Origin of the sequence: Bacillus vallismortis, assembly GCF_004116955.1 — a bacterium.
In the GTDB taxonomy this organism is placed as follows: Bacteria; Bacillota; Bacilli; order Bacillales; family Bacillaceae; genus Bacillus; species Bacillus vallismortis.
The window spans coordinates 312,985-337,729 of the sequence record NZ_CP026362.1 but is presented as its reverse complement, the minus strand read 5'-3'; the positions used below and the strand labels follow the sequence as shown (position 1 = coordinate 337,729).

Annotated in this window: 25 protein-coding genes and 1 pseudogene; 6 read left to right on the top strand and 20 right to left on the bottom strand. The window is 44.8% G+C overall.

Annotation, left to right across the window (positions count from 1 at the left end):
- Positions 1 to 4: 4 nt before the first annotated feature.
- The 4 genes and pseudogenes from BV11031_RS23330 to BV11031_RS01725 form a co-directional block, all read right to left on the bottom strand.
- The gene (locus BV11031_RS23330) at positions 5 to 955 is read right to left on the bottom strand and encodes a methyl-accepting chemotaxis protein (RefSeq protein WP_411813183.1); all 951 of its coding nucleotides are present in this window, start codon (positions 953 to 955) and stop codon (positions 5 to 7) included.
- Positions 950 to 1,846, bottom strand: a pseudogene (locus tag BV11031_RS23325) (cache domain-containing protein); the annotation flags it as partial. The pseudogene BV11031_RS23325 and the gene BV11031_RS23330, both read right to left, overlap by 6 nt.
- 255 nt (positions 1,847 to 2,101) lie before the next feature.
- A complete protein-coding gene (locus BV11031_RS01730) occupies positions 2,102 to 4,102 on the bottom strand; it encodes a methyl-accepting chemotaxis protein (protein ID WP_010329864.1) in 2,001 nt (666 codons plus the stop codon).
- 175 nt (positions 4,103 to 4,277) lie between these two features.
- Positions 4,278 to 6,266: a HAMP domain-containing methyl-accepting chemotaxis protein gene (locus tag BV11031_RS01725; RefSeq protein ID WP_010329865.1), complete on the bottom strand. Its 1,989-nt coding sequence runs from the start codon at positions 6,264 to 6,266 to the stop codon at positions 4,278 to 4,280.
- 157 nt (positions 6,267 to 6,423) lie between these two features.
- On the opposite strand from BV11031_RS01725, the gene BV11031_RS01720 reads away from it, so the two are divergent.
- Positions 6,424 to 7,161: a protein-glutamine gamma-glutamyltransferase gene (locus BV11031_RS01720; protein WP_010329866.1), complete on the top strand. Its 738-nt coding sequence runs from the start codon at positions 6,424 to 6,426 to the stop codon at positions 7,159 to 7,161.
- A gap of 14 nt (positions 7,162 to 7,175) precedes the next feature.
- Here BV11031_RS01720 and BV11031_RS01715 read toward each other — a convergent pair whose 3' ends face one another.
- From BV11031_RS01715 to BV11031_RS01685, 7 genes are all read right to left on the bottom strand, one after another.
- Entirely contained in the window at positions 7,176 to 7,430 is a 255-nt protein-coding gene (locus tag BV11031_RS01715; RefSeq protein ID WP_010329867.1) for a hypothetical protein, read from the bottom strand.
- A 24-nt stretch (positions 7,431 to 7,454) separates the two neighbouring features.
- Positions 7,455 to 8,486 (bottom strand): nitronate monooxygenase, encoded by a 1,032-nt coding sequence (locus BV11031_RS01710; protein ID WP_010329868.1) that lies wholly within the window; start codon positions 8,484 to 8,486, stop codon positions 7,455 to 7,457.
- Between the two features lie 10 nt (positions 8,487 to 8,496).
- Positions 8,497 to 8,898, bottom strand: a complete 402-nt coding sequence (locus BV11031_RS01705; RefSeq protein WP_010329869.1) for a secondary thiamine-phosphate synthase enzyme YjbQ — start codon at positions 8,896 to 8,898, stop codon at positions 8,497 to 8,499.
- Positions 8,899 to 9,012: 114 nt separating this feature from the next.
- Positions 9,013 to 10,677 carry a glycoside hydrolase family 13 protein gene (locus tag BV11031_RS01700; protein WP_010329870.1) on the bottom strand — a complete coding sequence of 555 codons (1,665 nt, stop codon included), beginning with the start codon at positions 10,675 to 10,677 and terminating at the stop codon, positions 9,013 to 9,015.
- Between the two features lie 128 nt (positions 10,678 to 10,805).
- Positions 10,806 to 12,098 carry a hemolysin family protein gene (locus tag BV11031_RS01695; RefSeq protein ID WP_010329871.1) on the bottom strand — a complete coding sequence of 431 codons (1,293 nt, stop codon included), beginning with the start codon at positions 12,096 to 12,098 and terminating at the stop codon, positions 10,806 to 10,808.
- A gap of 43 nt (positions 12,099 to 12,141) precedes the next feature.
- Positions 12,142 to 12,819, bottom strand: a complete 678-nt coding sequence (locus tag BV11031_RS01690) for a zinc metallopeptidase (protein WP_010329872.1) — start codon at positions 12,817 to 12,819, stop codon at positions 12,142 to 12,144.
- A 44-nt stretch (positions 12,820 to 12,863) separates the two neighbouring features.
- On the bottom strand, positions 12,864 to 13,127 hold the full coding sequence (locus BV11031_RS01685; RefSeq protein WP_010329873.1) for a YuzI family membrane protein: 264 nt from the start codon (positions 13,125 to 13,127) through the stop codon (positions 12,864 to 12,866).
- Positions 13,128 to 13,173: 46 nt separating this feature from the next.
- Here BV11031_RS01685 and mstX point away from each other — a divergent pair, with 46 nt between their 5' ends.
- Positions 13,174 to 13,506, top strand: coding sequence for a biofilm formation protein MstX (mstX, locus tag BV11031_RS01680; RefSeq protein WP_010329874.1), 333 nt, complete (start codon positions 13,174 to 13,176; stop codon positions 13,504 to 13,506).
- Entirely contained in the window at positions 13,503 to 14,483 is a 981-nt protein-coding gene (locus BV11031_RS01675; protein ID WP_010329875.1) for a potassium channel family protein, read from the top strand. Before mstX ends, BV11031_RS01675 begins: the two co-directional genes overlap by 4 nt.
- On the opposite strand, the gene BV11031_RS01670 is transcribed toward BV11031_RS01675, so the two are convergent.
- The 5 genes from BV11031_RS01670 to BV11031_RS01650 all read right to left on the bottom strand — a co-directional run bounded on the left by BV11031_RS01670 (position 14,480) and on the right by BV11031_RS01650 (position 19,281).
- Positions 14,480 to 14,884 (bottom strand): YugN-like family protein, encoded by a 405-nt coding sequence (locus tag BV11031_RS01670; protein ID WP_010329876.1) that lies wholly within the window; start codon positions 14,882 to 14,884, stop codon positions 14,480 to 14,482. The genes BV11031_RS01675 and BV11031_RS01670 overlap by 4 nt on opposite strands.
- A gap of 60 nt (positions 14,885 to 14,944) precedes the next feature.
- Positions 14,945 to 15,316, bottom strand: coding sequence for a hypothetical protein (locus BV11031_RS01665; RefSeq protein ID WP_082246357.1), 372 nt, complete (start codon positions 15,314 to 15,316; stop codon positions 14,945 to 14,947).
- A 58-nt stretch (positions 15,317 to 15,374) separates the two neighbouring features.
- Positions 15,375 to 16,727 (bottom strand): glucose-6-phosphate isomerase, encoded by a 1,353-nt coding sequence (locus BV11031_RS01660; protein WP_010329878.1) that lies wholly within the window; start codon positions 16,725 to 16,727, stop codon positions 15,375 to 15,377.
- 111 nt (positions 16,728 to 16,838) lie between these two features.
- Positions 16,839 to 18,011 (bottom strand): iron-containing alcohol dehydrogenase, encoded by a 1,173-nt coding sequence (locus tag BV11031_RS01655; protein ID WP_010329879.1) that lies wholly within the window; start codon positions 18,009 to 18,011, stop codon positions 16,839 to 16,841.
- A gap of 106 nt (positions 18,012 to 18,117) precedes the next feature.
- Positions 18,118 to 19,281, bottom strand: coding sequence for an iron-containing alcohol dehydrogenase (locus BV11031_RS01650; protein WP_010329880.1), 1,164 nt, complete (start codon positions 19,279 to 19,281; stop codon positions 18,118 to 18,120).
- Between the two features lie 229 nt (positions 19,282 to 19,510).
- Between BV11031_RS01650 and BV11031_RS01645 the strand changes: the two genes are divergently transcribed.
- A complete protein-coding gene (locus tag BV11031_RS01645; protein ID WP_010329881.1) occupies positions 19,511 to 19,747 on the top strand; it encodes a DUF378 domain-containing protein in 237 nt (78 codons plus the stop codon).
- 177 nt (positions 19,748 to 19,924) lie between these two features.
- Here the strand turns inward: BV11031_RS01645 and yugI are convergent, their stop codons facing one another.
- The 3 genes from yugI to BV11031_RS01630 form a co-directional block, all read right to left on the bottom strand.
- Complete coding sequence (gene yugI, locus BV11031_RS01640; protein WP_003228864.1) at positions 19,925 to 20,317, bottom strand: S1 domain-containing post-transcriptional regulator GSP13; 393 nt, start codon at positions 20,315 to 20,317, stop codon at positions 19,925 to 19,927.
- A 200-nt stretch (positions 20,318 to 20,517) separates the two neighbouring features.
- Positions 20,518 to 21,678 (bottom strand): aminotransferase, encoded by a 1,161-nt coding sequence (locus BV11031_RS01635; RefSeq protein ID WP_010329882.1) that lies wholly within the window; start codon positions 21,676 to 21,678, stop codon positions 20,518 to 20,520.
- Positions 21,679 to 22,179, bottom strand: a complete 501-nt coding sequence (locus BV11031_RS01630) for an Lrp/AsnC family transcriptional regulator (protein ID WP_010329883.1) — start codon at positions 22,177 to 22,179, stop codon at positions 21,679 to 21,681.
- A 150-nt stretch (positions 22,180 to 22,329) separates the two neighbouring features.
- Between BV11031_RS01630 and BV11031_RS01625 the strand changes: the two genes are divergently transcribed.
- A complete protein-coding gene (locus tag BV11031_RS01625; RefSeq protein ID WP_010329884.1) occupies positions 22,330 to 23,151 on the top strand; it encodes an alpha/beta fold hydrolase in 822 nt (273 codons plus the stop codon).
- A gap of 26 nt (positions 23,152 to 23,177) precedes the next feature.
- On the opposite strand, the gene BV11031_RS01620 is transcribed toward BV11031_RS01625, so the two are convergent.
- Positions 23,178 to 23,438 carry a DUF1871 family protein gene (locus BV11031_RS01620; RefSeq protein WP_010329885.1) on the bottom strand — a complete coding sequence of 87 codons (261 nt, stop codon included), beginning with the start codon at positions 23,436 to 23,438 and terminating at the stop codon, positions 23,178 to 23,180.
- An 86-nt stretch (positions 23,439 to 23,524) separates the two neighbouring features.
- Here BV11031_RS01620 and BV11031_RS01615 point away from each other — a divergent pair, with 86 nt between their 5' ends.
- Positions 23,525 to 24,688, top strand: a complete 1,164-nt coding sequence (locus BV11031_RS01615) for a MalY/PatB family protein (protein WP_010329886.1) — start codon at positions 23,525 to 23,527, stop codon at positions 24,686 to 24,688.
- The last annotated feature ends 57 nt before the right edge of the window (positions 24,689 to 24,745 follow it).

Genomic DNA, 24,745 nt, shown 5'->3' with positions numbered 1-24,745 from the left:
CTTACTATTCAATTTTGAAACGTTTGGTCATGTCGCGAAGCTCTTCTGCCATAGACGAAAGGGTTTCTGCTGACGAGCTGATTTCTTCCATCGAGGCAAGCTGCTCTTCGGCTGACGCCGCGATATCTTGGATATGAGCCGAGCTTTCTTTTGAAATCGATGCAATGTGTTCGGACGCTCCCGAAACTTCCTCGGAGCTGGCGGAAAGCTGTTGTACCGTCGCACTCATGTTTTGCAGTTCTCCGGCGATTTGGTTCGTCATTTCAGAAATGCGAGTAAAGCTCATTTCTGTTTTATCTGTAATATCCAGACCTGTCTGCACCTCTTGATTGACAGATTGGAACATGCCGAGAGATGTATTGATTTCCTTCACAATTTCGATGATTAATCCTTCAATCTCTTTTGCTGAATCTGCAGACTGAACTGCCAGTTTTCTCACTTCTTCCGCTACAACGGAGAAGCCGCGACCGTACTCGCCTGCGCGCGCCGCTTCAATCGCTGCGTTTAATGCCAGCAGGTTCGTCTGGTCAGCGATGCCGTTAATCACACGCAAAATATTGGTGATGTCTTTCGATTTCGTTTCCAATCCGCGTACGACTTGTTCTGCTTCTTTAACGGACTTATCAATAACGTTCATTTGGCCGACAGTTTGATGAACGAGCTTGCCGCCTTCGCTTGCGATTTCTGTCGATTGAACAGATGAATCTGTGATGACCTCGGAAGCTTGAGCCATATTTGCCAAACCGTCATTCATTTGATAAATGTGCTCTGCTGCCGTTTCAATGTTTTCGTTTTGTTTTTCATTGCCGTTAGAAAATTGTTCAATCGCCAATGTAATATGCTCTGTTGCCTTGCTCGTTTGTCCGGCTGATGCAGTCAGCTCCTCAGAGGAAGCGGCAACGTTTTCTACTGAATCTTGGATGGCGTGTATGAGAGAACGCAGTGACGACGCCATATTGTTAAAGCTTTTGCCGAGTTCGCCCAATTCATCTTTTGAACGGATATCAATGGTTTCCGTCAAATCTCCCTCGCTGATCCGCTTAGAGGAGCCCACAAGCTGTTTCAGCGGCGTTGTAATCGACCGAATGACAAATGTCATAACGATAATGCCTATGATAATAGCCGCGGCTAAGACAATTAACGCAAGGTGAAGGACAGGCTGGGCCGCCTCATGAATTTCATCCAAATACATGGTGCCGGCGATTTTCCATCCCGTTAACTTATTTGTATCAAAGGCCATTTTTTTCTTATCGCCATCCATGCTGTATTGAAAATCGCCTTTATCCGCATGTAACACCTGATCAATCCAGTCGCCTTTTAATTCAGTTCCTGAGGTTTCATCAGGATGGGCGACAACCGTTTTGTCCTTTGTCATGATAAATGCGTAGCCTTGTGTGCCGATGTTGACTTTTTTGGTTGTTTTCAACAGATGTTCAATCGTCATGTTGATTGCGATAACGCCTGAACCATCTTTTGTCTGCTGGGCGATTGTCACAACCATTGTGTTCGTAGACGCGGTTTTATAAGGATCAGTCACGACAACTTTCCCTTTATTTGCAACCGCTTTTTTGTACCAGTCACGTTCAACCGGATTATAATCGCTCGGCATCTGCAGGTCTGGATAACGGGTAAAGTGACCGTCTATGTCACTAGTATAAATAGATTCTACATCTTTATTGATTTTGATATACTGTGAGAATTTCTCTTTAATGTTTGCATTGCTTTTTGCATCGTATTTCTTTTTTGTCAGCCATTCGCTGAAGTAAGCGGCGCTGTTTTCTTTTTCACCGATACTGGTGTTAATAATTTCGTTTAATTGCTGTACATTTTCTAATGCGCTCCCCATCATCTGTTTGTCGAGTGAGCTGCTTGCCGATTGATATGCAAAAGCTGCCAATATCACAACTGGTATGATAAGGATCGACAGGAAGGAAACAAGAAGCTTCCGTGTAATTGATCTTTGTTTTATGAGTTGGAGTATTTTTTTCATCATTCATTTCTCCTTTTTTATGCTACCCTTCATATCGGCAGAAATGGGTAAATATATACAGTAAAAAAGAAGAAATTTAACAAAGGTAACTAATTTCCCATTATTATATAGTTATTTAGACTCATTTTCATCCACCTTAAATCGTTTTGTCAGGTCACGGAGTTCCTCAGACATCCTTTCAAGCGTCTGTGCTGATGAACTGATCTCCTCCATGGATGCCATCTGTTCCTCAGCTGAAGCGGCGATATCTTGGATGCCGTCAGAGCTTTCTTTAGAAATAGCAGTGATATCATTTGAAGCAGCAGAAATTTCTTGAGCTCCCGCTGAAAGCTCTTCAACCGTCGCATTCATGTTTTGCAGAGTTGAAGCAATTTCTTTGGTCATGTGCGAAATATCTTTGAAGCTTTGTTGTGTTTCATCCGTCATGACAAGCCCTGTTTCAACTTCTTTATTTACAGACTGGAGTACGTTCAATGATGTATGAATTTCTTTCACAATATCGATGATCAGTGTTTCAATTTCTTTTGCCGAGTCAGCTGACTGTACCGCAAGTTTCCTCACTTCTTCAGCGACGACCGAGAAGCCTCGTCCGTATTCCCCCGCTCTTGCGGCTTCAATGGCGGCATTTAAAGCCAAAAGGTTGGTTTGATCCGCAATGCCGTTAATGACACGCAAAATATTCGTGATATCCTTTGATTTGATTTCCAGCCCTTTCACCACTAGTTCCGCTTCTTTCACAGAGTGGTCAATCGTATTCATTTGGCCGGCCGTTTTCCGGACGAGTGTCTCACCCTTGTTTGATAGTTCTGTCGAGTCTGCGGATGTTTCTGTAATCACCACGGCAGCCTGCGCCAGTTCAGCTAACCCATCGTTCATTTCATTAATTTGTTCGGTTGTCGTCTCAATTCTTTCGCTTTGGCTCTCGCTGCCGTTTGAAAATTGCTCAATGGCCATGGTAATATTCTCAGTTGCCTTGCTTGTCTGGTCGGCGGATGCAGTCAGTTCCTCTGATGCTGAAGCAACATGATCTACTGAGTCTTTGATTCCTTGAATGAGAGAGCGGAGCGAGTGTGCCATATGATTGAAGCTCTGGCTCAGAACGCCAAGTTCATCTTTTGATTTGATTTCTATTGTTTCGGTTAGATCGCCTTTGCTGATTTTTTCAGCTGATGCGACAATGTGTCTCAAAGGCTTTGTGATGGACCGAATCACAAAGTAAATCGCCGTCATTCCGGCTGCGATGGCAATGGCCAAAACGATTGATGCCACGGTCAAAACTTTGCTTGCAGCATCATGGATCTCGTCCGAATACATCGTGCCGCTGATTTTCCAGCCTGTTGTTTCGCTTGTGACAAATGTCATTTTCTTCTCTTCGCCTTTGTACGTATACTCAAAGTCGCCGCTTTTATTATTGTAGAGTTTATCAACCCAGTCCCCTTTTAATGCTGTTCCTGCTTTTTCTCCGGAGAAGGCGATGACTTTCTTGTTTTGGCTGAGGATAAAAGCATAGCCTTCTTTTCCGATATTGATTTCTTTTGCTGTTGTGACCAGGTCGTCAATTTTCATATCAACGGCGACAACGCCTGACCCATCCTCTGTCTGGCGGGCGATGGTGACGACCATTTTTCCTGACGAAATCGATTCATAAGGTTCAGTAATGATTGTTTTGCCTTTATTGGCTATCGCTTCTTTGTACCAGTCTCGTTCCAAAGCATGAAAGTCACTCGGCATATCTGCGTATGGATAACGTGTGAAATCCCCGTCTTTGCTGCTCGAAAACACCGCAGCGACATTGTCATTCATTTGGATAAATTGTTTAAATTCCTTTTTTAGCTCTGTTTTCTTTTTATCTTTAAATTTATCTGCTGTCGCCCAATCGCTGAAAAACACGAGGCTTTTTTCAGTCGTCCTGATTTTATCATCAATGATATGATCCAATATTTGAACATTTTCCTTTGCGCTTTGCGTCATCTGGAGATCAAGAGAGGCAATTGCTGATTGATAAGCGCTTACCGAAAGGACGGCAATAGGGACAATTAAGATCAGCAGAAAAGAAATAATAAGCCTCCTGGCTATTGATGACCTTCGAATCGTAGTAAGTGTTTTTTTCATATCCTTCCGAACCTTCTTTCAATTATTTACAAATTATATCGGTTGAAATTCCTTTATATTACATTGAAAATGAAGGAAAAAGTGAAAAATAGTTCTAAATTCACCTAGTGAAGCATGACATTTTTATTATTTACTACACAAAAAACAGCGCCTTGAGGAGCGCTGTTTTTTGCCTTTATTCGATTTTAAATTGTTTTGTCAGATCACGAAGCTCTTCTGCCATCTGCGAGAGAGTGGTTGCTGATGAACTGATTTCTTCCATTGAGGCAAGCTGCTCCTCAGCTGATGCGGCAATGTCTTGAATGCTCGCCGAGCTTTCTTTCGACACATCGGCAATGCCGCCGACTGCTGCTGAAACATGCTGTGAACGGTCCGACAGCTGTTCGACGGTGGAATTCATCGTCTGCAATTTGCCCGCGATTTCATTTGTCATGCTGAAAATGCTCTGGAAGCTTTCTTTTGTATTGTCTGTGACAACAAGCCCGGACTGCACTTCCTGATTAACCTCTTTAAACATATGAAGAGAGGTTTCGATTTCTCCTACGATTTCTTGGATCAGCTTTTCGATTTCTTTTGCTGAATCGGCTGATTGAACAGCCAGTTTGCGTACTTCTTCCGCTACGACAGAGAAGCCGCGGCCCGATTCTCCGGCACGCGCCGCTTCAATGGCTGCGTTTAAGGCCAACAGGTTTGTTTGGTCAGCGATGCCGTTGATGACTCTCAAAATGCTTGTGATGTCTTTTGATTTTCCTTCTAACCCTTTGACTACAGCCTCAGCTTGCTGAACCGATTGATTAATCGAGTTCATTTGTCCGACTGTCTGCTGGACAAACTTTTCACCCGTTCCGGCGATTTCCGTTGATTGGATAGATGCCTTTGTAATGTCTTTTGATGTTTCTGAGACATGCTGAAGGTCTCCATTCATTAAGTTCAGCTGATGAGAGCTGGATTCAACCTTTTCGCTTTGCTCCTCGTTACCGTTTGAGAACTGCTCAATCGCCATCGTGATATGCTCGGTGGCTTTGCTTGTCTGTCCAGCAGATGCGGTAAGCTGTTCAGACGATGCGGCCACATTGTTCACCGAGTCTTGAATCGCACTGATCAGTGAGCGGAGAGATTGTCCCATTTCATTGAAACTTTCCCCGAGCTCTCCAAGCTCATCCTTCGAACGGATGTCGATCGTTTCTGTCAGATCCCCGCTGCTGATCGTTTTCGATGATTGCACAAGGCGTTTTAATGGTTTTGTAATCGATCGAACGATAAACAGAATTAAAAACCCGCCTATCGCAATGGAAGCAATCAGCACGATCATGCCTGTGATCAGCACAGATTTAGAGGCATCCTTGATTTCATCCATATACATTGTGCCGGCTATTTTCCACCCAGTCAGTTCATTTGTTGTATATGACATCTTTTTCCCTTCGTTATTCAGAGTGTACTTGAAATCACCGCTGTTATCGGCGTACATTTTGGCAACCCAATCGCCTGAGAGCTTTTCCCCCGCCTTATGGTTCTGATGGGCGACATAGGTTTTGTTTTTCGTGGCAATGAACACATAGCCTTCTTTGCCGACCTTGATTTGTTTCATCTGTTCTAACAATTTGTCAATGGTGATATCCATGGCGACAACGCCGGATCCGTCCTTCAACTCCTGGGCAATGGTAATAACCATGCTTCCGTCACTCGCTGCCACGTAAGGGTCTGTCACGACAATTTCACCGCCGGCCTTCATCGCATCTTGGTACCAAGGGCGTTGTCTTGGATCGTATCCTTCCGGCAATTTTTCATTGGGCGCTTGTATGTAGGTGCCGTTTTCCACGCCTCCATAAATTCTGGCTACCCCTTCATTGATAGAGACATATTGTGAAAATTTCGCTTTGAGTTCTTCTTGATTAGTCTTTCCTTTAAATACGGAGCTTTTAAGAGATTCACTGAAAAAAGTGACTCCTTTCGCTTTTGCTCCCAGGTCATTTGTAACAGTTGTATTAAAAGTATCGACACTGGTTTTCGCGCTTCCCATAATTTGCTGTTCCAGCTTACTGCTGGCGCTTCGGTAAGAACTGAATTCCAATATCAGAATAGGGATAATAAGAATCGCAATAAATGACACGATTAATTTTCTTGAGATAGACGGTTTTTTCAGCCAGTTGATAAAAGTCTTCATGTCGAGTTTCTCCTTCGGGTTTGATACAGTATATATCGGCTGCTTAAAAAAGTTTTAAAATAAAAAATGGAAGACGTTCTTTTTCAACTATCTTCAGTTTACAGCTTTCATTGCCCAAGCCCTGTGCATATCTTATTAAAAACAAGGGGGGCTAAAGATGATTATTATATCCCGACAATTGCTCCGTCCCCAAGATATTGAAAACTGGCAGATAGATGAGAAGTTGAATCCGCTGTTAAAAGAGATGCTTGAGACGCCTGTCCAGTTTGATTATCATTCCATTGCCGAACTGATGTTTGAGCTGAACCTGCGGATGAATATCGTAGCAGCGGCAAAAACGTTGCACAAAAGCGGAGCGAAATTCGCCACTTTTCTCAAAACATACGGGAATACAGCGTATTGGAGGGTTTCACCGGAAGGCGCCTTGGAGCTGAAATACAGAATGCCGCCCTCAAAAGCGATTCGGGATATTGCAGAAAACGGCCCGTTTTACGCGTTTGAATGCGCCACCGCCATTGTTGTCATTTTTTATTTGGCCTTGATCGATACAATCGGGGAGGAAGCATTTGACGCCAGCTTTGACAGCATTATTTTATATGACTGGCACTATGAGAAATTGCCGATATACACGGAAACAGGGCATCACTATTTCCTTGGAGATTGCCTGTATTTTAAAAACCCTGAGTTTGATCCGCAAAAAGCGCAATGGAGAGGCGAAAATGTGATTATGCTGGAAGAAGATAAATTTTTTGCCCACGGCCTGGGAATCTTAAGCGGGCAGCAAATTATCGAGAAGCTGAATTCTTTTCGAAAAAAAGGAGCCGTACAGCCAGCTTATCTTCTGCCTCAGGCGACCAGACTGGATGTTCCGTCTCTTTACCGCATCGTCCGCTAAAAAAGCCCCAACGCCTATTTCGGAGGCGATGGGGTTTCAAACGCTTTTCGTTTTCGATAAAAAGGGGCTGTGCCGAAATACTGGTTCGCAGCCCATTCCATTTTTTCAAGGTCATTTCTTGTCACGATTGGATCAAGGCTGCTCCATTTGATAAAGCGGACAAAATAATAGCCATTGATAGGGGCCATTGTAACTTTTGAGTGAGGCCAGCCTTCAAATATAAACTCAATTTTCCCTCTTTTTTTATAAGAATATTGAAGAATGTTCATCATCTGCCACCCCTGTTTCACAAGTTACGTGCTGCAAAGCTCGGCTAACAGTGACTTCACATTAGCGGGCCGGTTCAGCATGCCGACAGATTGCCCGGCCCACAGAGACATGTACCCGGAATCTTTTTCTCTGGCTGCGTGTTTTCTCATCGGCTTTGTTAACGTGTTTTGCAATGGATAAGGAAGTGCGTTTGCCTCCTCAGCTTGCTGCTCTTTCATCCATTGATTGACTATACCCCTTGCAGGCTTACCTGAAAACAATGAGGTGAGGCGCGTGTCTGTTCCCCGCGCTCTTTTTAATTCGCGCCGGTACGTTTCTGATACGTCGCATTCCTCACACATGAGAAATGGCGTCCCGACCTGTACGCCCTGGGCTCCGAGACAATGAGCGGCTTGGACGCCGCGGCGGTCGGCAATTCCGCCTGCCGCGATTACCGGAATGGTCACTGCATCTGCCGCCTGGGGAATCAGCGACATAAGGCCAAGTGCGGATTCCCCGCTCACCGGCAGAAAGGAACCGCGATGGCCGCCCGCTTCGCTTCCTTGCAGTACAATGATGTCCATTCCTCGTTCTTCAAGCATGATGGCTTCCTGCGGAACCGTAGCCGTACCAATGAGACAACAGCCATTTTTCTTTAAAGCTTGAATGGCTTCATCCGGCGGAATGCCGAACGTAAACGAACAGGCTTTGACATTGTATTTCATAATGATGCTTATTTTTTTATGGAAGTCCTCCCATTCCTCTTCTTCTGAAGAAAATGGAGGGGCCTGTTCGGCAAATGGAATTCTGTTTTTCCAAGTTTCAACGCTGTCTTCGTCCGGTTCTTTTCTGCTTTCCGGAACAAAGACATTCACCTGAAATGCTCGATCAGTCAGCTGCTGCATGTCAACGACTTGCTTTTCGAGCATGTCGGGACTAAGATATCCGGACGCTAAGCTGCCAAGCGCGCCTTCATTCGATACTGTGGCTGCCAAGTCAGGCGTGACCAGCCCGCCGGCCATCGGCGCCTGGATGACAGGTATGGTCAGCGATAATGTTTTCAGCCAATCCGTCATAAAAATCCTCCTATTCCCCCATGATTTTGATATAACATGTCCGGGTGCGGGGGCCGTCGAATTCGCAGAAATAGATGCCCTGCCACGTTCCAAGAATCAATCGGCCATTTTCAATAATGACGTGTTGGGAAGCTCCCACCGTACTCGACTTCATGTGCGCAGCTGTATTGCCTTCCATATGGCGGTCCAACTCGTGCTCCCACGGATACACTTCATCAAATCTTCTGAGCATATCTTTTTTGACGTCCGGATCGGCGTTTTCGTTAATTGTAATGCCCGCGGTCGTATGTGGACAGTAAATCAGCGCAGCGCCGCTCGTCACCCCTGTTTCTTGAAGAAAGGCTTCCGCCTCTCGTGTGATCTCAATCATTTCATCTCGCTTACTCGTTTTGATTTGCAGTGTTTTCAGCATTTGGATCTCCTTTCTGTCCGTTCTATTTGCTAATTCGTTCTGTGTTCTCTTTTTCCTGTTAACCTGCTCACATAAACGTGATCAAAACAAAAAACTCCAGTCTATGGCTGGAGTTTAGCGCCATACATATACTCTTGCTTCATACGGCTGCAACTGGACTGATGTCATGTGCTTGTGAGGCTTTATTTCGACATTTGACAATACGAGTGCGTCTGATGACAATGGCAATCCGGCGCGCTTGAAAAAGGCCGGTGTTGCCGACAGATTGGCCGCAATCAGCGCAGTATGGTTCTCGTTTTTCCGAAGATACGCAAAGATTTGCTGATCTTCGGGCAAAATGAGCTCGTATATTCCGTTGATAAAAACATCGTATGTTTGGCGCAGCTTGATCAAGCTCTTGTAGAAGTGGTATACGGATGTTGGGTCGTTTTTTTGCGCCTCGGCATTTAGCCATTTGTAATTTTCATTGATTCCGACCCACGGTTTGGCATCAGAAAATCCGGCGTATGGATCAGCATTCCATTGCATCGGCGTTCGCGAATTGTCCCGCCCTTTTTTCCAGACAATCTTCATCACGTCCTCGTGTGAAGCGCCTTTCGCCCTTTCTATTTCATACAGGCGTTTCATTGCGATATCATCATAATCAGCAATAGACGGAAAAGCCACGTTCGTCATGCCAAGTTCCTGTCCCTGATAAATAAAGGGCGTGCCCTTCATGAGAAAATAAACAGCAGCAAGCGCTTTTGCACTTTCTTTCAAGTACACTCCGTCGTCTCCCCATACAGAAACTGAACGGGGCTGGTCGTGATTCTCCATAAACAACGCATTCCAGCCGATCCCTTCAAGACTGTCTTGCCAGTCTGTTAAAATTCGTTTAAAGGAAACGATATCAATGCTCTCATTGACTTCTACATCCCACAGGCCGAGATGCTCAAATTGAAAAATCATGCTGAAGATGCCGTTTTTTTCTCCAGCCCAATCAGCCGCTTCCTTTGCAGAAACCCCGTTTGCCTCACCCACTGTCATTATCGGATAACGGGAAAATGTGTTTTCTTTGAGCTCTGTTAAAAAATCCATTATGCCGTCGACATTCATGTGATAGGGGAAGGAGGGAACGACATCCAACCCTTTGGGATTCGGCATATCGGGAAGCCCCTTTTTTTTCTTAATATGCGTAATCGCATCCACCCGAAATCCATCAATGCCTTTGTCAAGCCACCATTTCACCATGTCATAAACCGCATTTCTCACCTTTTCATTTTCCCAATTCAAATCAGGCTGTTTTTGATCAAAAAGGTGAAGATAATACTGGCTAGTCTTTTGATCATACTGCCAAGCCGATCCGCCGAAAATACTTTCCCAGTTATTTGGCGCTTTGCCATTTTGGCCGTCCTTCCAAATATACCAGTCGCGTTTCTCCGAGTGTACAGAGGAACGGGATTCAATGAACCAGGGGTGTTCATCACTTGTATGGTTCACGACAAGATCCATTATCAGCTTCATGTCCAGTTCATGCATATCTCCAAGCAGCTGGTCGAAATCAGCCATGGTGCCGAAATCGCTTAATATGTTTTTGTAATCCTTGATATCATAGCCGTTATCCGCATTAGGCGAATCGTACAAAGGACAAATCCAAATGACGTCGGCACCCAGCTCCTTTATGTAGGGAAGCTTGGATCTGATTCCTTGAATATCCCCGATTCCGTCGCCATTGGAATCTTTAAAACTGCGAGGATAAATGTGGTAGACAACAGCTTCCTTCCACCAAGCCTTTTTCATACAGCCACTCCCTTCCTCAGTATCACAGTCTATATATCTTATGTAGAAAAAAGGATGTACAGCATTGCTTTTTCAGGAAACCGCCTGCCGCATCAAAAAACAGCCGCTCAATAGCTTCGGCTGCTCTTTTATAAAAAGTCAGTTTTTTTTATTTCTACAAAACGGATGTGATGATCTTCAGCATCGAGGATTTTAAATTCACAGCCCTCCGCGTGTATCACATCCCCTGCTTTCAGCTCCATTTTTTGTGTCAGAAGCCAGCCCGCGATCGTATCAATTTCTTCATTTTCAATGGCAGTGTCGAGCAGATCGTTCACTTCGTCTATTAGCGCTTTTCCATCCATCACATAATGGTGCTCGCCTTTTTTCAAAATGTGCGGTGTTTCATCCTGGTCATATTCATCGCGGATGTCCCCGACAATTTCCTCAATAATATCTTCGACAGTGACAAGCCCCGCCGTTCCACCATATTCATCTACGAGAATGGCCATGTGAATCCGCTCCTTCTGCATGCGGATCAAAAGCTGTTGAACAGGGATGCTTTCAATGACCCTGATGACGGGCCTCATGATCTGTTTTAACTTTATCGGCTGGCCGAGAAAATAAGCTTTAAACATGTCTTTGCTGTTGATGATCCCTAAAATATGATCCTTGTCTTCTTTGATGACAGGGTAGCGTGTATACCGTTCATTAATAATGTGATGAATCGCTTCTTCAAGCGACTGCTCCAACGAGATGACCGCAATTTCTGTCCGCGGGATCATGATCTCTCTCGCTACCCGGTTGTCGAATTCAAAAATCTTATTCACATAGCGGAATTCAGAATGATTGATTTCTCCTTTTTCATAGCTTTCTGAAAGGATCAGCCTCAGTTCCTCCTCGCTGACGACAACCTCATGCTCCTTCACAGAATGAAAGCCAAATAATTTCACAAAAAAACTTGCGGAGCCGTTCAATGCTTTAATAAACGGAAACATGATTTTATAAAACCAAATCAAAGGCTTTGCAACCCATAAGCTGACAGCCTCAGCCTTTTGAATGGAAACCGTTTTCGGGGCAAGCTCCCCCAGCACCACATGCAAAAAAGTGACGATGATAAATGCAATGATAAATGTGACAATGTGGTTCATCGGTTCCGGGATGCCTGTCATCTCAAACAAAGGATGAAGAATGCGTTCAAATGTCGGTTCACCAAGCCATCCAAGGCCGAGAGCTGTAATGGTAATCCCGAGCTGGCAGGCTGATAAATACTCGTCCAGATTGGAGATGATTTTGTGTGCGGCAAGCGCCCGGCTATCACCGCTTTCGATCAACTGATTGATTTTTGACCCTCTGATTTTGACGATTGCAAATTCTGCTGCGACGAAAAAAGCCGTAATGCCAACCAATACAAAAATGGCGACCAATTGTAAAATAAGCAAAAAAAGCCCTTACCATAAATGGTAAGGGGCCACCTCCTTAACGTTAATTCTCATTACGACCGTTTAAGAAGATCATCACAAAGCGAAGAAGCTCAAACAGGGAAACCAGGGCGGCGGCCACATATGTTAAGGCGGCGGCGCTCAGCACTTTATTTACCCCATTCTCTTCAGTGTTTCGGATGAATCCTTCAGACACAATAATTTGCTTCGCGCGTGAACTTGCATTAAATTCGACAGGCAGTGTAATCAGCTGGAAAAAGACAGCGGCTGAAAACAGAATGATGCCAAGCCCGATCAGATTCAGGCTGCCGAGAAGCATGCCTCCTAAGAAAAGAAAAGGAGCTACACCGGATGCAAAATTCACGACTGGGAAGATTTTATGTCTCAGCACAAGCGCACCATATGCTTCCTGATGCTGCAAGGCGTGTCCGACTTCATGGGAAGCTACGGAGATGGCGGAAATTGAGCGGCCGTAATAGACCGGCTCAGATAACCGCACCACCCGTCTTGTCGGGTCGTAATGGTCTGTTAAAGTGCCTCTTACCGGTTCGACCGGCACGTCGTAAAGACCGTTTATATCTAAAATCCGTCTTGCCGTTTCTGCCCCTGTACGTCCGCTTGAGGCTTCCACTTTTGAATATTTTTCAAAATTGCTCTTCACTTTAAATTGTGCCCAAAACGATAATCCCAATGCGGCTATTGTCAAAAATATAAACAGCATTTTTCATCATCCTTTATCTGTGATCAAATCTTTCTTTATTACGATTATTTTAATGAGTTTTCTTTCTCGTGTACAGAAATGCGCTTTTTCTTCCGGCTCGGAGCACACATTCCGATCAGCAGAAAGAAGAGTCCTCCTAAAAATAAATAAAAGGCAAAGCCGCCGACATTCTTTTTCAGAAAGTGAAGCCAGGAGAAGCCGCCGGAAAAGTGATTATATGAATTCAACTCAAAAATAAACAAAATCACCGCGGATGCCGCCAGCTGGGTTCCGATCAAAACCACGATCGTTCTTTGAATGATCGTCATCTTTTTCATCCTTTTTGCTTTAGTTTATGGAGTAATCCGTTTTTATATGTTTTGTTCATTTTTTGAAAAACATCACCGGAAGTGGGACATACTGTTAGAAAAAAGCGCGGGTGTGATGGAAGCCATGAAAGTGACGAGTGAGGAAAAGGAACAGCTGAGCACAGCAATCGACCGAATGAATGAAGGGCTGGACGCATTTATCCAGCTTTATAATGACTCGGAAATCGATGAGCCGCTTATTCAGCTTGAAGATGATACAGCCGATTTAATGAAGCAGGCCCGAGATATGTACGGCCAAGAGAAGCTAAACGAGAAATTAAATACGATTATTAAACAGATTTTATCCATCTCATTATCTGAAGAAGGAGAAACAGAATGAAATCAAATCGGATATTTATTTCTTGGCTGAGGTGGCCGTTATTTATCCGAATCGCGGTCATTATTTTATTTCTGATTCTTTTGTTCGGCCAAATCATTTATATACTTGAGCCGAAACAATTCACATCGGTATTTGAAGGGATCTGGTGGGCGGTTGTTACCGTTTCGACAGTCGGTTATGGAGACTATGTGCCCCACACGCCGATGGGACAGGCAGCCGGAATACTGCTGATTTTGACCGGAGCAAGCTTTGTCACCGCCTATTTCGCCACATTATCAGCGGCCGCATTCAGCAGGCAGCACCGCTACATTGAAGGGAAAGTTGCTTACAAAGGGCGGGGCCATATTATTTTGATTGGGTGGAATGAAAAAACAAACCGGCTGCTGAAGCAGCTTCAGCTTGCGGCCCCATCCAAGACGGTTGTGCTGATCGATGAGACTTTGAATGAAGGCCCGCTTATCGAAAACGTTCATTTTATACGAGGCCACGCTGCCGATGATGAAACACTGAAACGTGCCAATATTACGGAAGCGGAATCAGTGATGGTGACAGCCGATCAGTATAAAAGTGAAACTGAAGCAGATATGCTGTCAGTGTTGATTCTTTTATCTGTTAAAGGGCTTAACCCTCTTGCTTTTTGCATCGTCGAGATTTTGACTGACCGTTTTGTCACAAATGCGGAGCGGGCTGGCGCTAATCAAATCATCGGTACCTCAAAATTCATCAGCCAAGCGATGCTGCAGCATTACCAAGCCAATTTACAGCCGTCTAAGAGCGGCATCAATCTGAAATTTGATCAGCAAGTGAAGCTTCTGCCTGTTCCTGATGATTTAAAGGGAGCCGCTTACAAAACGTGTGTCCTCTATTTCCTTGATCACAACACGACAATTATCGGTGTGCAAAAAGAGGAGGGGCCGGTGATCTCCCCTCCTCTTACGTATAAGATGCTTGAGACAGACAAATTTCTGGCGATCTAATGCAGCAAAACATCCTCTAATTCTTTCACTAGGGAGGCGCCAATGTCCAAATACGCAGGGTCAATTTCCGCGTCTCGCCTCTCCGGCTCGGAAAATTGATTAAACAGTGATTGGAACGGGCCTCCCTCGGCATAGTCGTCAAGATCCGCCTGAAACACCTGCCTCAGCATAAATGGCGTTCCGATCCGGACGGTCGCTCCTCGTTGATCGAGACTGCCTCGCACTGCGTGGACAGGAATCCTTAAAAACAAATAGCCGTCTTGATCGTCAATTTTATAATCAAAATAACCGTGGTCGTATTCCCAGCCGCCGTTTATCACATAACCAAGCGGCTTCATGATTTGTTCCAGTTCTTGAAGCAGAAAAGACTGCCCATCTATCACGGAAGGTATTGTAATCATCGAAATGCCCCTTTTTTTACTTATCCTGTCCTGCCGAACAAGACTTCATTCAGAGGCTTACTACATGGAAATCGTTGTTTCTTTCGTGCGGCCAACAGAAAAGAAAGCGCATTCAATTAAAAGGTAAACAGCCATTGCCGCTGCAAGCCCTGCAGCTGATTCCCATGAAAGATAAACAACTGCGGCATAGAGCCCTAATTTAGTGAAAAGAGTATGGGATCGCTTTAAATGCAGCAGCCGGTGAACCGCATCGGTAAAAAGAGCAAGCGGTAAACCAATAAGAAGAAAGGCATGGATGAAAAAGTGGAATAACGTACCGCCATAACTTGAAGAAAACACAGTATTCACCGTATTGAAAGAGATAAGGATACTTAGAACAGCTGCAGAACAACCGGCAATAATGAGATGTTTAACCATTTGTTTCATGAACATCAGCCCCTTTCTGATTTTATAAAAAGCCGACCGGCAAATGCCAGTCAGCTTTCTCACATTAATCTTCCAGACGTTTTTCTAGCTCTGCTTTTTTCTCTTCAAAGTCAGGTTTGCCCAGCAAAGCAAACATATTGACTTTATACGCTTCTACTCCAGGCTGGTCAAATGGATTGACGCCGAGGAGATATCCGCTCATCGCGCAGGCTTTTTCGAAGAAATATACAAGGTATCCAAAAGTATATGCGTTCAGCTCAGGAATGTTCACGATTAAGTTCGGCACATTTCCGTCTGTATGGGCAAGCATCGTGCCCTGGAATGCTTTCTTGTTAACGAAATCGATCGTTTTTCCAGCTAAATAGTTTAAGCCGTCAAGATCGTTATCCGCTTCTTCGATTGTCAGCTCATGTTTCGGTTTCTCTACATTCAGCACCGTTTCGAATAAATCTCTGCGGCCTTCCTGCACATACTGGCCTAATGAATGAAGGTCTGTTGAATAGTTAGCTGAAGAAGGATAAATGCCCTTCTCATCTTTCCCTTCACTTTCTCCGAACAGCTGCTTCCACCATTCCGCAAAATACTGAAGCGCCGGTTCGTAGTTGATGAGCATTTCGATTGTTTTGCCTTTATTATAAAGCACATTGCGAACAACCGCATATTGGTATGCAGGGTTTTCTTCTAGTTCGGATGTTGCAAAATCTTTGCTCGCATCCAGTGCGCCTTTCATCATGTCGTCAATGTTGACACCGCTGACAGCAATCGGCAAAAGGCCAACAGCTGTTAATACAGAATAACGGCCGCCGACATCATCAGGAATGACAAACGACTCGAAGCCTTCTTCGTTAGAAAGCGTTTTTAATGCGCCACGCTCTTTATCAGTTGTCGCGTAAATCCGCGCTTTCGCTTCTTCTTTGCCGTATTTCTCTTCAAGAAGCTTGCGGAAAATACGGAAAGCGATTGCAGGTTCAGTTGTCGTACCTGATTTAGAAATCACATTAATAGAGAAATCCACATCTTCAAGAAGATCCATGACATCTCTCATATAGGAAGAACTGATGTTATTTCCGATGAAAATAACTTGCGGATTCCCGCGCTTTGCTTTTGGCAATGTATTATAAAACGCGTGATTAAGCGCTTCAATCGCTGCCCGCGCGCCTAGGTAAGAACCGCCGATGCCGACAACAAGCAATACATCAGAGTCAGATTTGATTTTTTCCGCGCTTTTTTTGATGCGCGCAAATTCTTCTTTATCATAATGCTCAGGGAGGTCCACCCAGCCTAGAAAATCACTGCCAGCGCCTGTTTTTTCATGAATATTATGGTGTGCTGTTTTTACAAAGTCCCGCAAATATGTAAGTTCATGTTCGTTGAAGAAAGTCAACGCTTTTGAGTAGTCAAAGCGTACATGCGTCATTGCTTGTCCCTCCATAACGGTATAATGTTTTCATCTTTCACTTTATATGAACTCATCTGTGAAATCAAGTCAAGAAGAAAGGGCGGAATGACTGGATTCCGCCCTCTGGGTTTATAGAGACGCGCGAAGGATGGCGAGCACGTCATCTTTGTTCAGTTTTTGGAAGTTGCCGAAGCCGCCGTGTTCCATTTCTTTGGCTGCGATATCAGCAATCAGCTCAAGCTTTTCTTCTCCGATATTGTAATCGGCAAGTCGGGAAGGCGCACCGAGGCTTCTCCAGAATGCAGACAGCTTGTCGATGCCTTCAAGCGCAATTTCTTTATCTGTTTTGCCTTCAGCATCGATGTCAAACATGTTGAGCATGAGGTTTTTAAAACGGCCGACATTTGTATCAAGCGTGTATCTCATCCAGTTTGGGAACAGAATCGCAAGTCCGCCCGCATGCGGAATATCATACACAGCTGAAACAGCGTGTTCCATTGTATGAGAAGCCCAGTCGCCGAAGTAGCCCATTTGAAGCGTGCCGTTTAGAGCGATTGTGCCTGCATACAAAATCGTTTCGCGAAGCTCATAGTTTTCCAGATCTTCTAGAAGCTTAGGGGCTGTTTCGATGACTGTCTGCAGAACCGCAAAACACATTCTGTCTTGAAGCGGTGTGTTTTCGACATTATGAAAGTATTGCTCAAATACGTGGCTCATCATATCAACCATACCGTACACAGTTTGATTTTCCGGGACAGTGAATGTATTTTCCGGGTCTAAAATAGAGAAACGCGGATGAGTCACATTGCTGCCCCATACATATTTCTCGTTTGTTTCCCAGTTTGTAATCACGGAATCCGGATTCATTTCAGAGCCTGTCGCAGCAAGAGTTAAAACAGTGCCGAACGGCAGCGCATCCTTTGCTGTGACTTTTTTGCTGAAAATATCCCAAGCGTCGCCGTCATATTTGACACCTGCAGCAATCGCTTTTGTGCAGTCAATAACGCTTCCTCCGCCGACAGCGAGCAGAAAATCAATGTCATGTTCTCTGCATAGAGCAATGCCTTTTTCCACAGTCGCAAGACGCGGGTTCGGCTCTACACCTGACAGCTCATGAACAACAGCACATTCTTCTTTTAGAATACCTGCGACTTGATCGTACAGGCCGTTGCGTTTAATGCTTCCGCCTCCGTAGACAAGCAGCACATTCTTGCCGTATTGTTTTAATTCTTTTTTTAATTGTTCAATCTGACCTTTACCGAAGATCAGTTTTGTCGGATTGTAATAAGTGAAATTTTCCATGGTAAAACCTCCAAAAGACGCTGATTAAAAAAACAGATTTTACATTGTAGCATAAATTTACATAAAGAAAAAGAGAAGCAGCCAAACAGCTGCTTCCCCCCTTGTTTTATAGAGATGCCTTTAAAATGGCCAGAACATCTTCTTTGTTGAGTGATTTAAACTGGCCGAAAGTTCCGTTAGCCATCGCCTTATCAGCAATTGTGTCAATCTGCTCATCATTGATATCATAATCAGCAAGACGGTTTGGAGCGCCTAGGCTAGTCCAGAACGCAGACAGCTTATCGATACCTTCAAGCGCGATTTCCTCATCTGATTTACCAGCTTCTTCAACACCAAACACGCGCACTGCAAGCTGTTTCATGCGGGCAGGGTTTTCTGACAATGTATGTCTCATCCAGTTCGGGAACAGAATCGCCAGTCCGCCTGCATGCGGAATATCATAAACGGCTGAAACTGCATGTTCAATATTATGAGTTGCCCAATCGCCTCGTGCCCCCATAGAAAGCATGCCGTTTAATGCAATTGTCCCTGTGTACAGAATCGTCTCACGCAATTCGTAATTTTCGAGATCGTTGATCAGTTTAGGCGCTGTTTCAATGACGGTGCGCAGAAGCGATTCACACATACGATCCTGATACGGCGTGTTTGATACATGATGGAAATATTGTTCGAATACGTGGCTCATCATGTCAACCATACCGTAGATCGTGTGATCTTTAGGAACGGTGAACGTATTCACCGGATCGAGAATCGAGAATTTAGGGAATACGAGCGGGCTGCCCCAGCCGTATTTTTCTTTTGTTTCCCAGTTTGTAATAACCGAGCCTGAGTTCATTTCAGAACCAGTCGCTGCGAGAGTCAATACGGTTCCGAATGGCAAAGCATCCTTTGGCTGATGTTTTTTCGTGACGATATCCCACGCATCACCATCATACTTCGCTCCTGCGGCAATCGCTTTTGTACAGTCGATGACACTTCCTCCGCCGACAGCCAGCAAGAAATCGATGTTGTGTTCTTTACAGAGGTCAACACCCTTATTAACAGTCGACACACGCGGATTCGGTTCTACACCTGCTAATTCATGCACGGTCACTCCGGCTTTATTCAGCTGTTCCATCACTTGATCATACAGGCCGCTGCGTTTGATGCTTCCGCCTCCGTAAACCAGCAATACGTTTTTCCCGTAAGGTTTGAGTTCCTCCGGAAGTTTTTCCACTTCCCCGCGCCCGAAAATTAATTTGGTCGGATTCCAGTATGTAAAGTTTTGCATGACATCTCCTCCTTAGATTTTTATTATGCAGAATGTCCTCATGACCTGTAAAGCAATCAGCTCTCACCGGGCGGCATATCGTATGGTTTGGTATGGCAAGACGCTGGGAAAGAAACTGATATAGGCGAGGGCAAAACAGTTTCCCTCAATATGGAGAATGCATGTATAGATTCTCCAATATGTCACAATCTATAACTGTTTTAATAATTCATGGAGGAGGTTGCAAAACATGAGTACGATCCAGAGAATTTGTCTAGTTTTAACTATCATTGGCGCCATTAACTGGGGACTGATCGGATTTTTCCAATTTGACTTAGTAGCGGCCATCTTCGGCGGCCAAGGGTCGGCCCTTTCTCGTATCATTTACGGACTTGTCGGAATCGCCGGCTTAATCAACCTAGGTCTGCTGTTTAAGCCAAACGAGCAAACATCTCGTGAAGAGGCAGCAAATCCTGAGATGCGATAAATAAAAAAGCACCGGGCCTTTCTGTCCGGCGCTTCAGCGGGGTGACAAACCCTCGCTTTTGCTGTCAGATCTGCGTATCTGCACTTACAAAAGACAAAATCCCAAAACAAAGTGTTTTGGGATTTTGCATGACATGAAAAGCACCGGACATTCCCGTCCGGTGCCTTTTTTTCATGCTTATTTTTTGATAAGGTCTTTGCGGTTGGACATTTCGATCCATTCTTCAAGCTTATCTTTTAATGTGTTGAAACCTTGTGGTGTAGAAGCTTCTTCGCTTACTTGCGCAGCTTTAGGTTTTCTTGGTTTGCTCTCTTTTTTCTCAGGCGCAGCTTGTGTCGCACGAATTGAAAGGCTGATTTTTCCTTTTTCTTCGTCAACAGCAAGTACTTTTACTTGTACTTCGTCGCCAACTGAAAGGTGCTCGTTGATATCTTTTACGAAACCGTGAGTCACTTCAGAAATGTGTACTAAACCTTGAGTTTCTTCATCTAATGCAACAAACGCACCATACGCTTGTAATCCTGTAACTTTACCAGTGTAAACACTGCCCACTTCAAATTTTGCTGCCATTCATAACAACTCCTAAGTTAAATTAAATATCTGTTTATACGCAATTTAAAATTATATCACAGATGTTTTATTTCCGCAAAGAAAACTTTTTTTATAAAAATCAGGTTTAAGCATAGCGAAAAGGGGTAAACTGAAAATACCAAAGGCTTTCTAGTATTCCCCCCTTTTATTGGATGCGAACAAAAGGTTCGTATCTTTTTTTATGTCGTTTTGTTCAGGAAGCGTTTCATTCTGACTAATGCTTCTTGTAGCTGCTCGATCGAGGTTGCGTATGAACAGCGGATATAGCCTTCACCGCTCGGGCCAAACACACTTCCCGGGACAACAGCCACTTTTTCCTGTGTCAGAAGCTCTTCTGCAAACTGCTCTGAGCTCATTCCCGTGCTTTTGATGGATGGAAAAGCATAGAAAGCGCCGCCCGGATGATGACAGTTGAGGCCGATTTCATTGAGCGTTTCCACAAATAAATTCCGTCTTCTCCGATAGCTTTTTTTCATTTTTTCTACATCTTCCATTCCGTTCTTCAAGCCCTCCAAGGCGGCAAACTGTGCCATGGCCGGCGCGCACATCATGGCATACTGGTGAATTTTCAGCATTGCATCCCGGAGCACAGGCGGCGCTGCGGCAAAACCGAGTCTCCAGCCCGTCATCGCAAACGCTTTTGAAAAGCCCGAGATGACAACCGTCCGTTCCTTCATTTCCGGCAATGCCGCTATGCTTGTAAATTCCTCATCATATGTCAGCTCTGCGTAGATCTCATCTGCTAAAACAATGATGTCGTGTTTTTTGGCAAACTCCGCAATTTCATTCAGCTCTTCCTTCGAATAAACCGAACCTGTCGGATTCGATGGCGAGCAGATGAGAATCGCTTTTGTTTTTTCAGTGACAGCCGCTTCAAAATCGGCAGCCGTCGCTTTAAACCCTTTGTCTGCCGTTGTATGGACATGAACCGGAATGCCGCCTGCCAAAGAAACGAGCGCATCGTACGCCACAAAACACGGTTCAGGAATGATGACTTCCTCACCTGGATTCACAATAGCGCGGATCGCAATATCCAAGGCCTGACTCGCCCCTACGGTCACAATCAGCTCATTGTCTGGCGAATAGCGAAGGCCAAACCTGCTGCTCAAGTAACGGCTGATTTCCTCACGCAATGAGTATAAACCGGCATTTGCAGTGTATGATGTATATCCTTGTTCAAGGGAGAGAATGCTTGCTTCGCGTACATTCCATGCAGTAACAAAATCAGGTTCGCCGACGCCTAAAGAAATCACGCCTTCCATCGTTGCCGCCAAATCAAAGAATTTGCGGATGCCGGACGGTTTTATTTGTTGTACATAGTCAGATAAATACGAAGTCATTTACGGTGACACCACGATTCTTTTGTCGTCGTCTCCTGTTTCAAACACTTTGCCGTCATGCTTGTATTTTTTCAGGATGAAATGGGTCGTCGTCGATACAACTGAATCAAGGGTGGACAGTTTATCTGAAACAAAACGCGCTATGTCAGACATTGAATTGCCGCGAATCACGACCGACAAATCGTACACGCCTGACATCAAGTAAACTGATTCAACCTCTTGGAATCGATAAATGCGTTCCGCCACTTCATCAAAACCGACTCCCCGCTTCGGCGTTACTTTGACGTCAATCATGGCTGTGATCCCTTCGTGTCCGTCGACTTTTCGCCAGTCAATCATAGCGGAATAATCGATGATAACCTTTTCTTTTTCCAGTTTGTCTATAATTGCTTTTACTTCATTTACAGGAATGCCCGCCATCTTCGCGATTGTTTCTAAATCGGCGCGGCTGTTTTCGTCTAAAATTTCTAATATTTCTGTTTCTTTTTCTGTCAATTTCATTCAATTCACACCTTTGCAATGTCAAGAAATCTTCATGACATTATATCACGTTTTTTGACGAATGCTAAGAAAAAAACAAAGAGAAACTTCCGCTAGAATTGACATTTTCTGGACACAATACAGACATCACATGAAAGGGAGTGACACAAAATGGAGGCGGTTTCACCAATAAGGCGGCTTACAGTAGATGGGGTAAATGTGTATTATGAACATTATCAAAATCCAGGCAGGCACACTCTTGTCTGCGTGCACGGTTTTTTATCGTCTGCTTTTAGCTTCCGAAAAGTCATTCCTCTTCTTCGGGACAAGTACGACATCATCGCACTTGATTTGCCTCCTTTCGGCCAATCTGAAAAATCAAGAACATTTGTCTATACGTATCACAACCTTGCTAAGCTTGTCATTGGGATTTTGGAACACTTGCAAGTGAAAGAGGCCGCGCTTGTCGGACATTCTATGGGCGGGCAAATATCGCTGGCTGCTGCACTGCAAAAGCCTGAGCTTTTTTCGAAGATTGTGCTGCTTTGCAGTTCAGGGTATTTGAAACGTTCACACCCGACGATCATTTTTGGGACCCACCTTCCGTATTTTCATCTTTATATTAAGCGCTGGCTTTCGAAAGAAGGCGTGGTGAAAAATTTATTGAATGTTGTGCATGACAAGTCGCTGATTGATGAGGAGATGATTGACGGCTATGGCAAGCCGTTTCAAGATGAGGAGATTTTCAGGGCCATGACAAAGTTTATCCGCCATAGAGAAGGCGATTTAGAACCCGAGCAATTAAAGAAAATGAACAAGCCCGCTCTATTGATTTGGGGCGAGGAAGACCAGATTGTCCCTGTGGAGATCGGTAAACGGCTGCACCGGGATTTGCCTGATTCCGTCCTATACTCACTTGGCCAGACCGGACATCTGGTGCCAGAGGAACGGCCAGAATTCGTTTCCGAGCACATCGCAAAATTTATCACATAACAAAAAAACCGGACGATACCGGTTTTTTAAGGCGTGCAAGAGCTGCTGTCTTTTATGTATAAAAGCTGGCCAGCCACTTCCCGACAGCTGTCGATCGGCAGCTTTTGTTCAAAAGAAGCTTCAAATATATCCTGAATGCTTTTCGCCAGAACGTCGGGATCGTCTTCATCATAGACCGCCTGCACGACATCAACAGCCTCTGTTTCGTAAAATTCTTCTCCATATTGAAACGGGTCCCATTTGGCAATGATCTTGATCATTTCCCTGACCGCTTGACTTTCTTCCATATTGATCACCGCTTATCATAAAATTTGCACTATTATTTTATCATAGTTACGCTAAGAAGAATAAACATTCCTAAGGGGGTAACAGAATGAACTTTGATATACGAGAAGAACGCCTTGGCACCCAATCGGTCAAATGGGACAAAGCAGGCGAATTATTCGGCGTGGAAGACGCACTGCCGATGTGGGTGGCGGATATGGATTTCCGCGCGCCGGAAGCGATAGCTGAAGCATTAAAAGAGCGACTCAGCCATGGGATTTTCGGTTATACGGCGCCAGACCAAAAAACGAAGGATGCTGTGTGCGGATGGATGCGCAAAAGGCACGGCTGGAAGGTGAACCCGGAAAGCATCACATTCAGCCCGGGGGTTGTCACCGCTTTGAGCATGGCGGTACAAGCTTTCACGGAACCTGAAGATCAAGTGGTTGTCCAGCCTCCTGTTTATACGCCCTTTTACCATATGATTGAGAAAAACGGCCGGCATATTTTACATAATCCGCTGTTGGAAATAGATGGCGTTTATGAAATGGATTTTGAAGATTTGGAGACGAAGCTCAGTGATCCAAGCGTCAAATTGTTTATTTTATGCAACCCTCATAACCCTTCAGGACGTTCATGGAGACGGGAAGATTTACAGAAGCTCGGAGAATTGTGTTTAGAACATGGCGTCACAATTGTATCAGATGAAATCCATTCCGATTTAATGCTGTACGGAAACAAACACACGCCGTTCGCTTCTCTCTCTGACGATTTCGCTGAGATTTCCGTGACATGTGCTGCGCCAAGCAAAACATTTAATATCGCCGGATTGCAGGCATCAGCCATCATTATTCCGGATCGGCTGAAGCGCGCCAAGTTTTCCGCAAGCCTACAGCGCAACGGTTTAGGCGGGCTTAACGCGTTTGCCGTCACTGCGATCGAAGCCGCTTATTCAAAAGGCGGGCCATGGCTCGATGAATTGATCTCATACCTTGAGAAAAACATGCGCGAAGCTGAAGCCTTTTTCAGCACCGAGCTCCCAAAAGTAAAAATGATGAGGCCGGACGCATCTTACCTGATATGGCTCGATTTCAAAGCTTACGGCTTATCCGACGCGGAGCTTCAGCAAAGAATGCTGAAAAAGGGGAAAATCATTTTGGAGCCAGGGACGAAATACGGGCCTGGCGGAGAAGGATTTATGCGTCTGAACGCGGGATGCACTCTCGCAACCTTGCAGGACGGCCTGGGCCGCATCAAAGCCGCATTAGCGTAAATATAACTGTTAAACGCCTTTACGTCTTCATTTGTAAAGGCGTTCTTAATAAAGGAA

Bases quoted from the DNA above. Each gene is read 5' to 3' on its own strand.
- BV11031_RS23330 (WP_411813183.1), bottom strand. From the start codon at position 955: ATGGCGTCGTCACTGCGTTCTCTCATACACGCCATCCAAGATTCAGTA.
- BV11031_RS01730 (WP_010329864.1), bottom strand. From the start codon at position 4,102: ATGAAAAAAACACTTACTACGATTCGAAGGTCATCAATAGCCAGGAGG.
- BV11031_RS01725 (WP_010329865.1), bottom strand. From the start codon at position 6,266: ATGAAGACTTTTATCAACTGGCTGAAAAAACCGTCTATCTCAAGAAAA.
- BV11031_RS01720 (WP_010329866.1), top strand. From the start codon at position 6,424: ATGATTATTATATCCCGACAATTGCTCCGTCCCCAAGATATTGAAAAC.
- BV11031_RS01715 (WP_010329867.1), bottom strand. From the start codon at position 7,430: ATGAACATTCTTCAATATTCTTATAAAAAAAGAGGGAAAATTGAGTTT.
- BV11031_RS01710 (WP_010329868.1), bottom strand. From the start codon at position 8,486: ATGACGGATTGGCTGAAAACATTATCGCTGACCATACCTGTCATCCAG.
- BV11031_RS01705 (WP_010329869.1), bottom strand. From the start codon at position 8,898: ATGCTGAAAACACTGCAAATCAAAACGAGTAAGCGAGATGAAATGATT.
- BV11031_RS01700 (WP_010329870.1), bottom strand. From the start codon at position 10,677: ATGAAAAAGGCTTGGTGGAAGGAAGCTGTTGTCTACCACATTTATCCT.
- BV11031_RS01690 (WP_010329872.1), bottom strand. From the start codon at position 12,819: ATGCTGTTTATATTTTTGACAATAGCCGCATTGGGATTATCGTTTTGG.
- BV11031_RS01685 (WP_010329873.1), bottom strand. From the start codon at position 13,127: ATGACGATCATTCAAAGAACGATCGTGGTTTTGATCGGAACCCAGCTG.
- mstX (WP_010329874.1), top strand. From the start codon at position 13,174: ATGTTTTGTTCATTTTTTGAAAAACATCACCGGAAGTGGGACATACTG.
- BV11031_RS01675 (WP_010329875.1), top strand. From the start codon at position 13,503: ATGAAATCAAATCGGATATTTATTTCTTGGCTGAGGTGGCCGTTATTT.
- BV11031_RS01670 (WP_010329876.1), bottom strand. From the start codon at position 14,884: ATGATTACAATACCTTCCGTGATAGATGGGCAGTCTTTTCTGCTTCAA.
- BV11031_RS01665 (WP_082246357.1), bottom strand. From the start codon at position 15,316: ATGTTCATGAAACAAATGGTTAAACATCTCATTATTGCCGGTTGTTCT.
- BV11031_RS01660 (WP_010329878.1), bottom strand. From the start codon at position 16,727: ATGACGCATGTACGCTTTGACTACTCAAAAGCGTTGACTTTCTTCAAC.
- BV11031_RS01655 (WP_010329879.1), bottom strand. From the start codon at position 18,011: ATGGAAAATTTCACTTATTACAATCCGACAAAACTGATCTTCGGTAAA.
- BV11031_RS01650 (WP_010329880.1), bottom strand. From the start codon at position 19,281: ATGCAAAACTTTACATACTGGAATCCGACCAAATTAATTTTCGGGCGC.
- BV11031_RS01645 (WP_010329881.1), top strand. From the start codon at position 19,511: ATGAGTACGATCCAGAGAATTTGTCTAGTTTTAACTATCATTGGCGCC.
- yugI (WP_003228864.1), bottom strand. From the start codon at position 20,317: ATGGCAGCAAAATTTGAAGTGGGCAGTGTTTACACTGGTAAAGTTACA.
- BV11031_RS01635 (WP_010329882.1), bottom strand. From the start codon at position 21,678: ATGACTTCGTATTTATCTGACTATGTACAACAAATAAAACCGTCCGGC.
- BV11031_RS01630 (WP_010329883.1), bottom strand. From the start codon at position 22,179: ATGAAATTGACAGAAAAAGAAACAGAAATATTAGAAATTTTAGACGAA.
- BV11031_RS01625 (WP_010329884.1), top strand. From the start codon at position 22,330: ATGGAGGCGGTTTCACCAATAAGGCGGCTTACAGTAGATGGGGTAAAT.
- BV11031_RS01620 (WP_010329885.1), bottom strand. From the start codon at position 23,438: ATGGAAGAAAGTCAAGCGGTCAGGGAAATGATCAAGATCATTGCCAAA.
- BV11031_RS01615 (WP_010329886.1), top strand. From the start codon at position 23,525: ATGAACTTTGATATACGAGAAGAACGCCTTGGCACCCAATCGGTCAAA.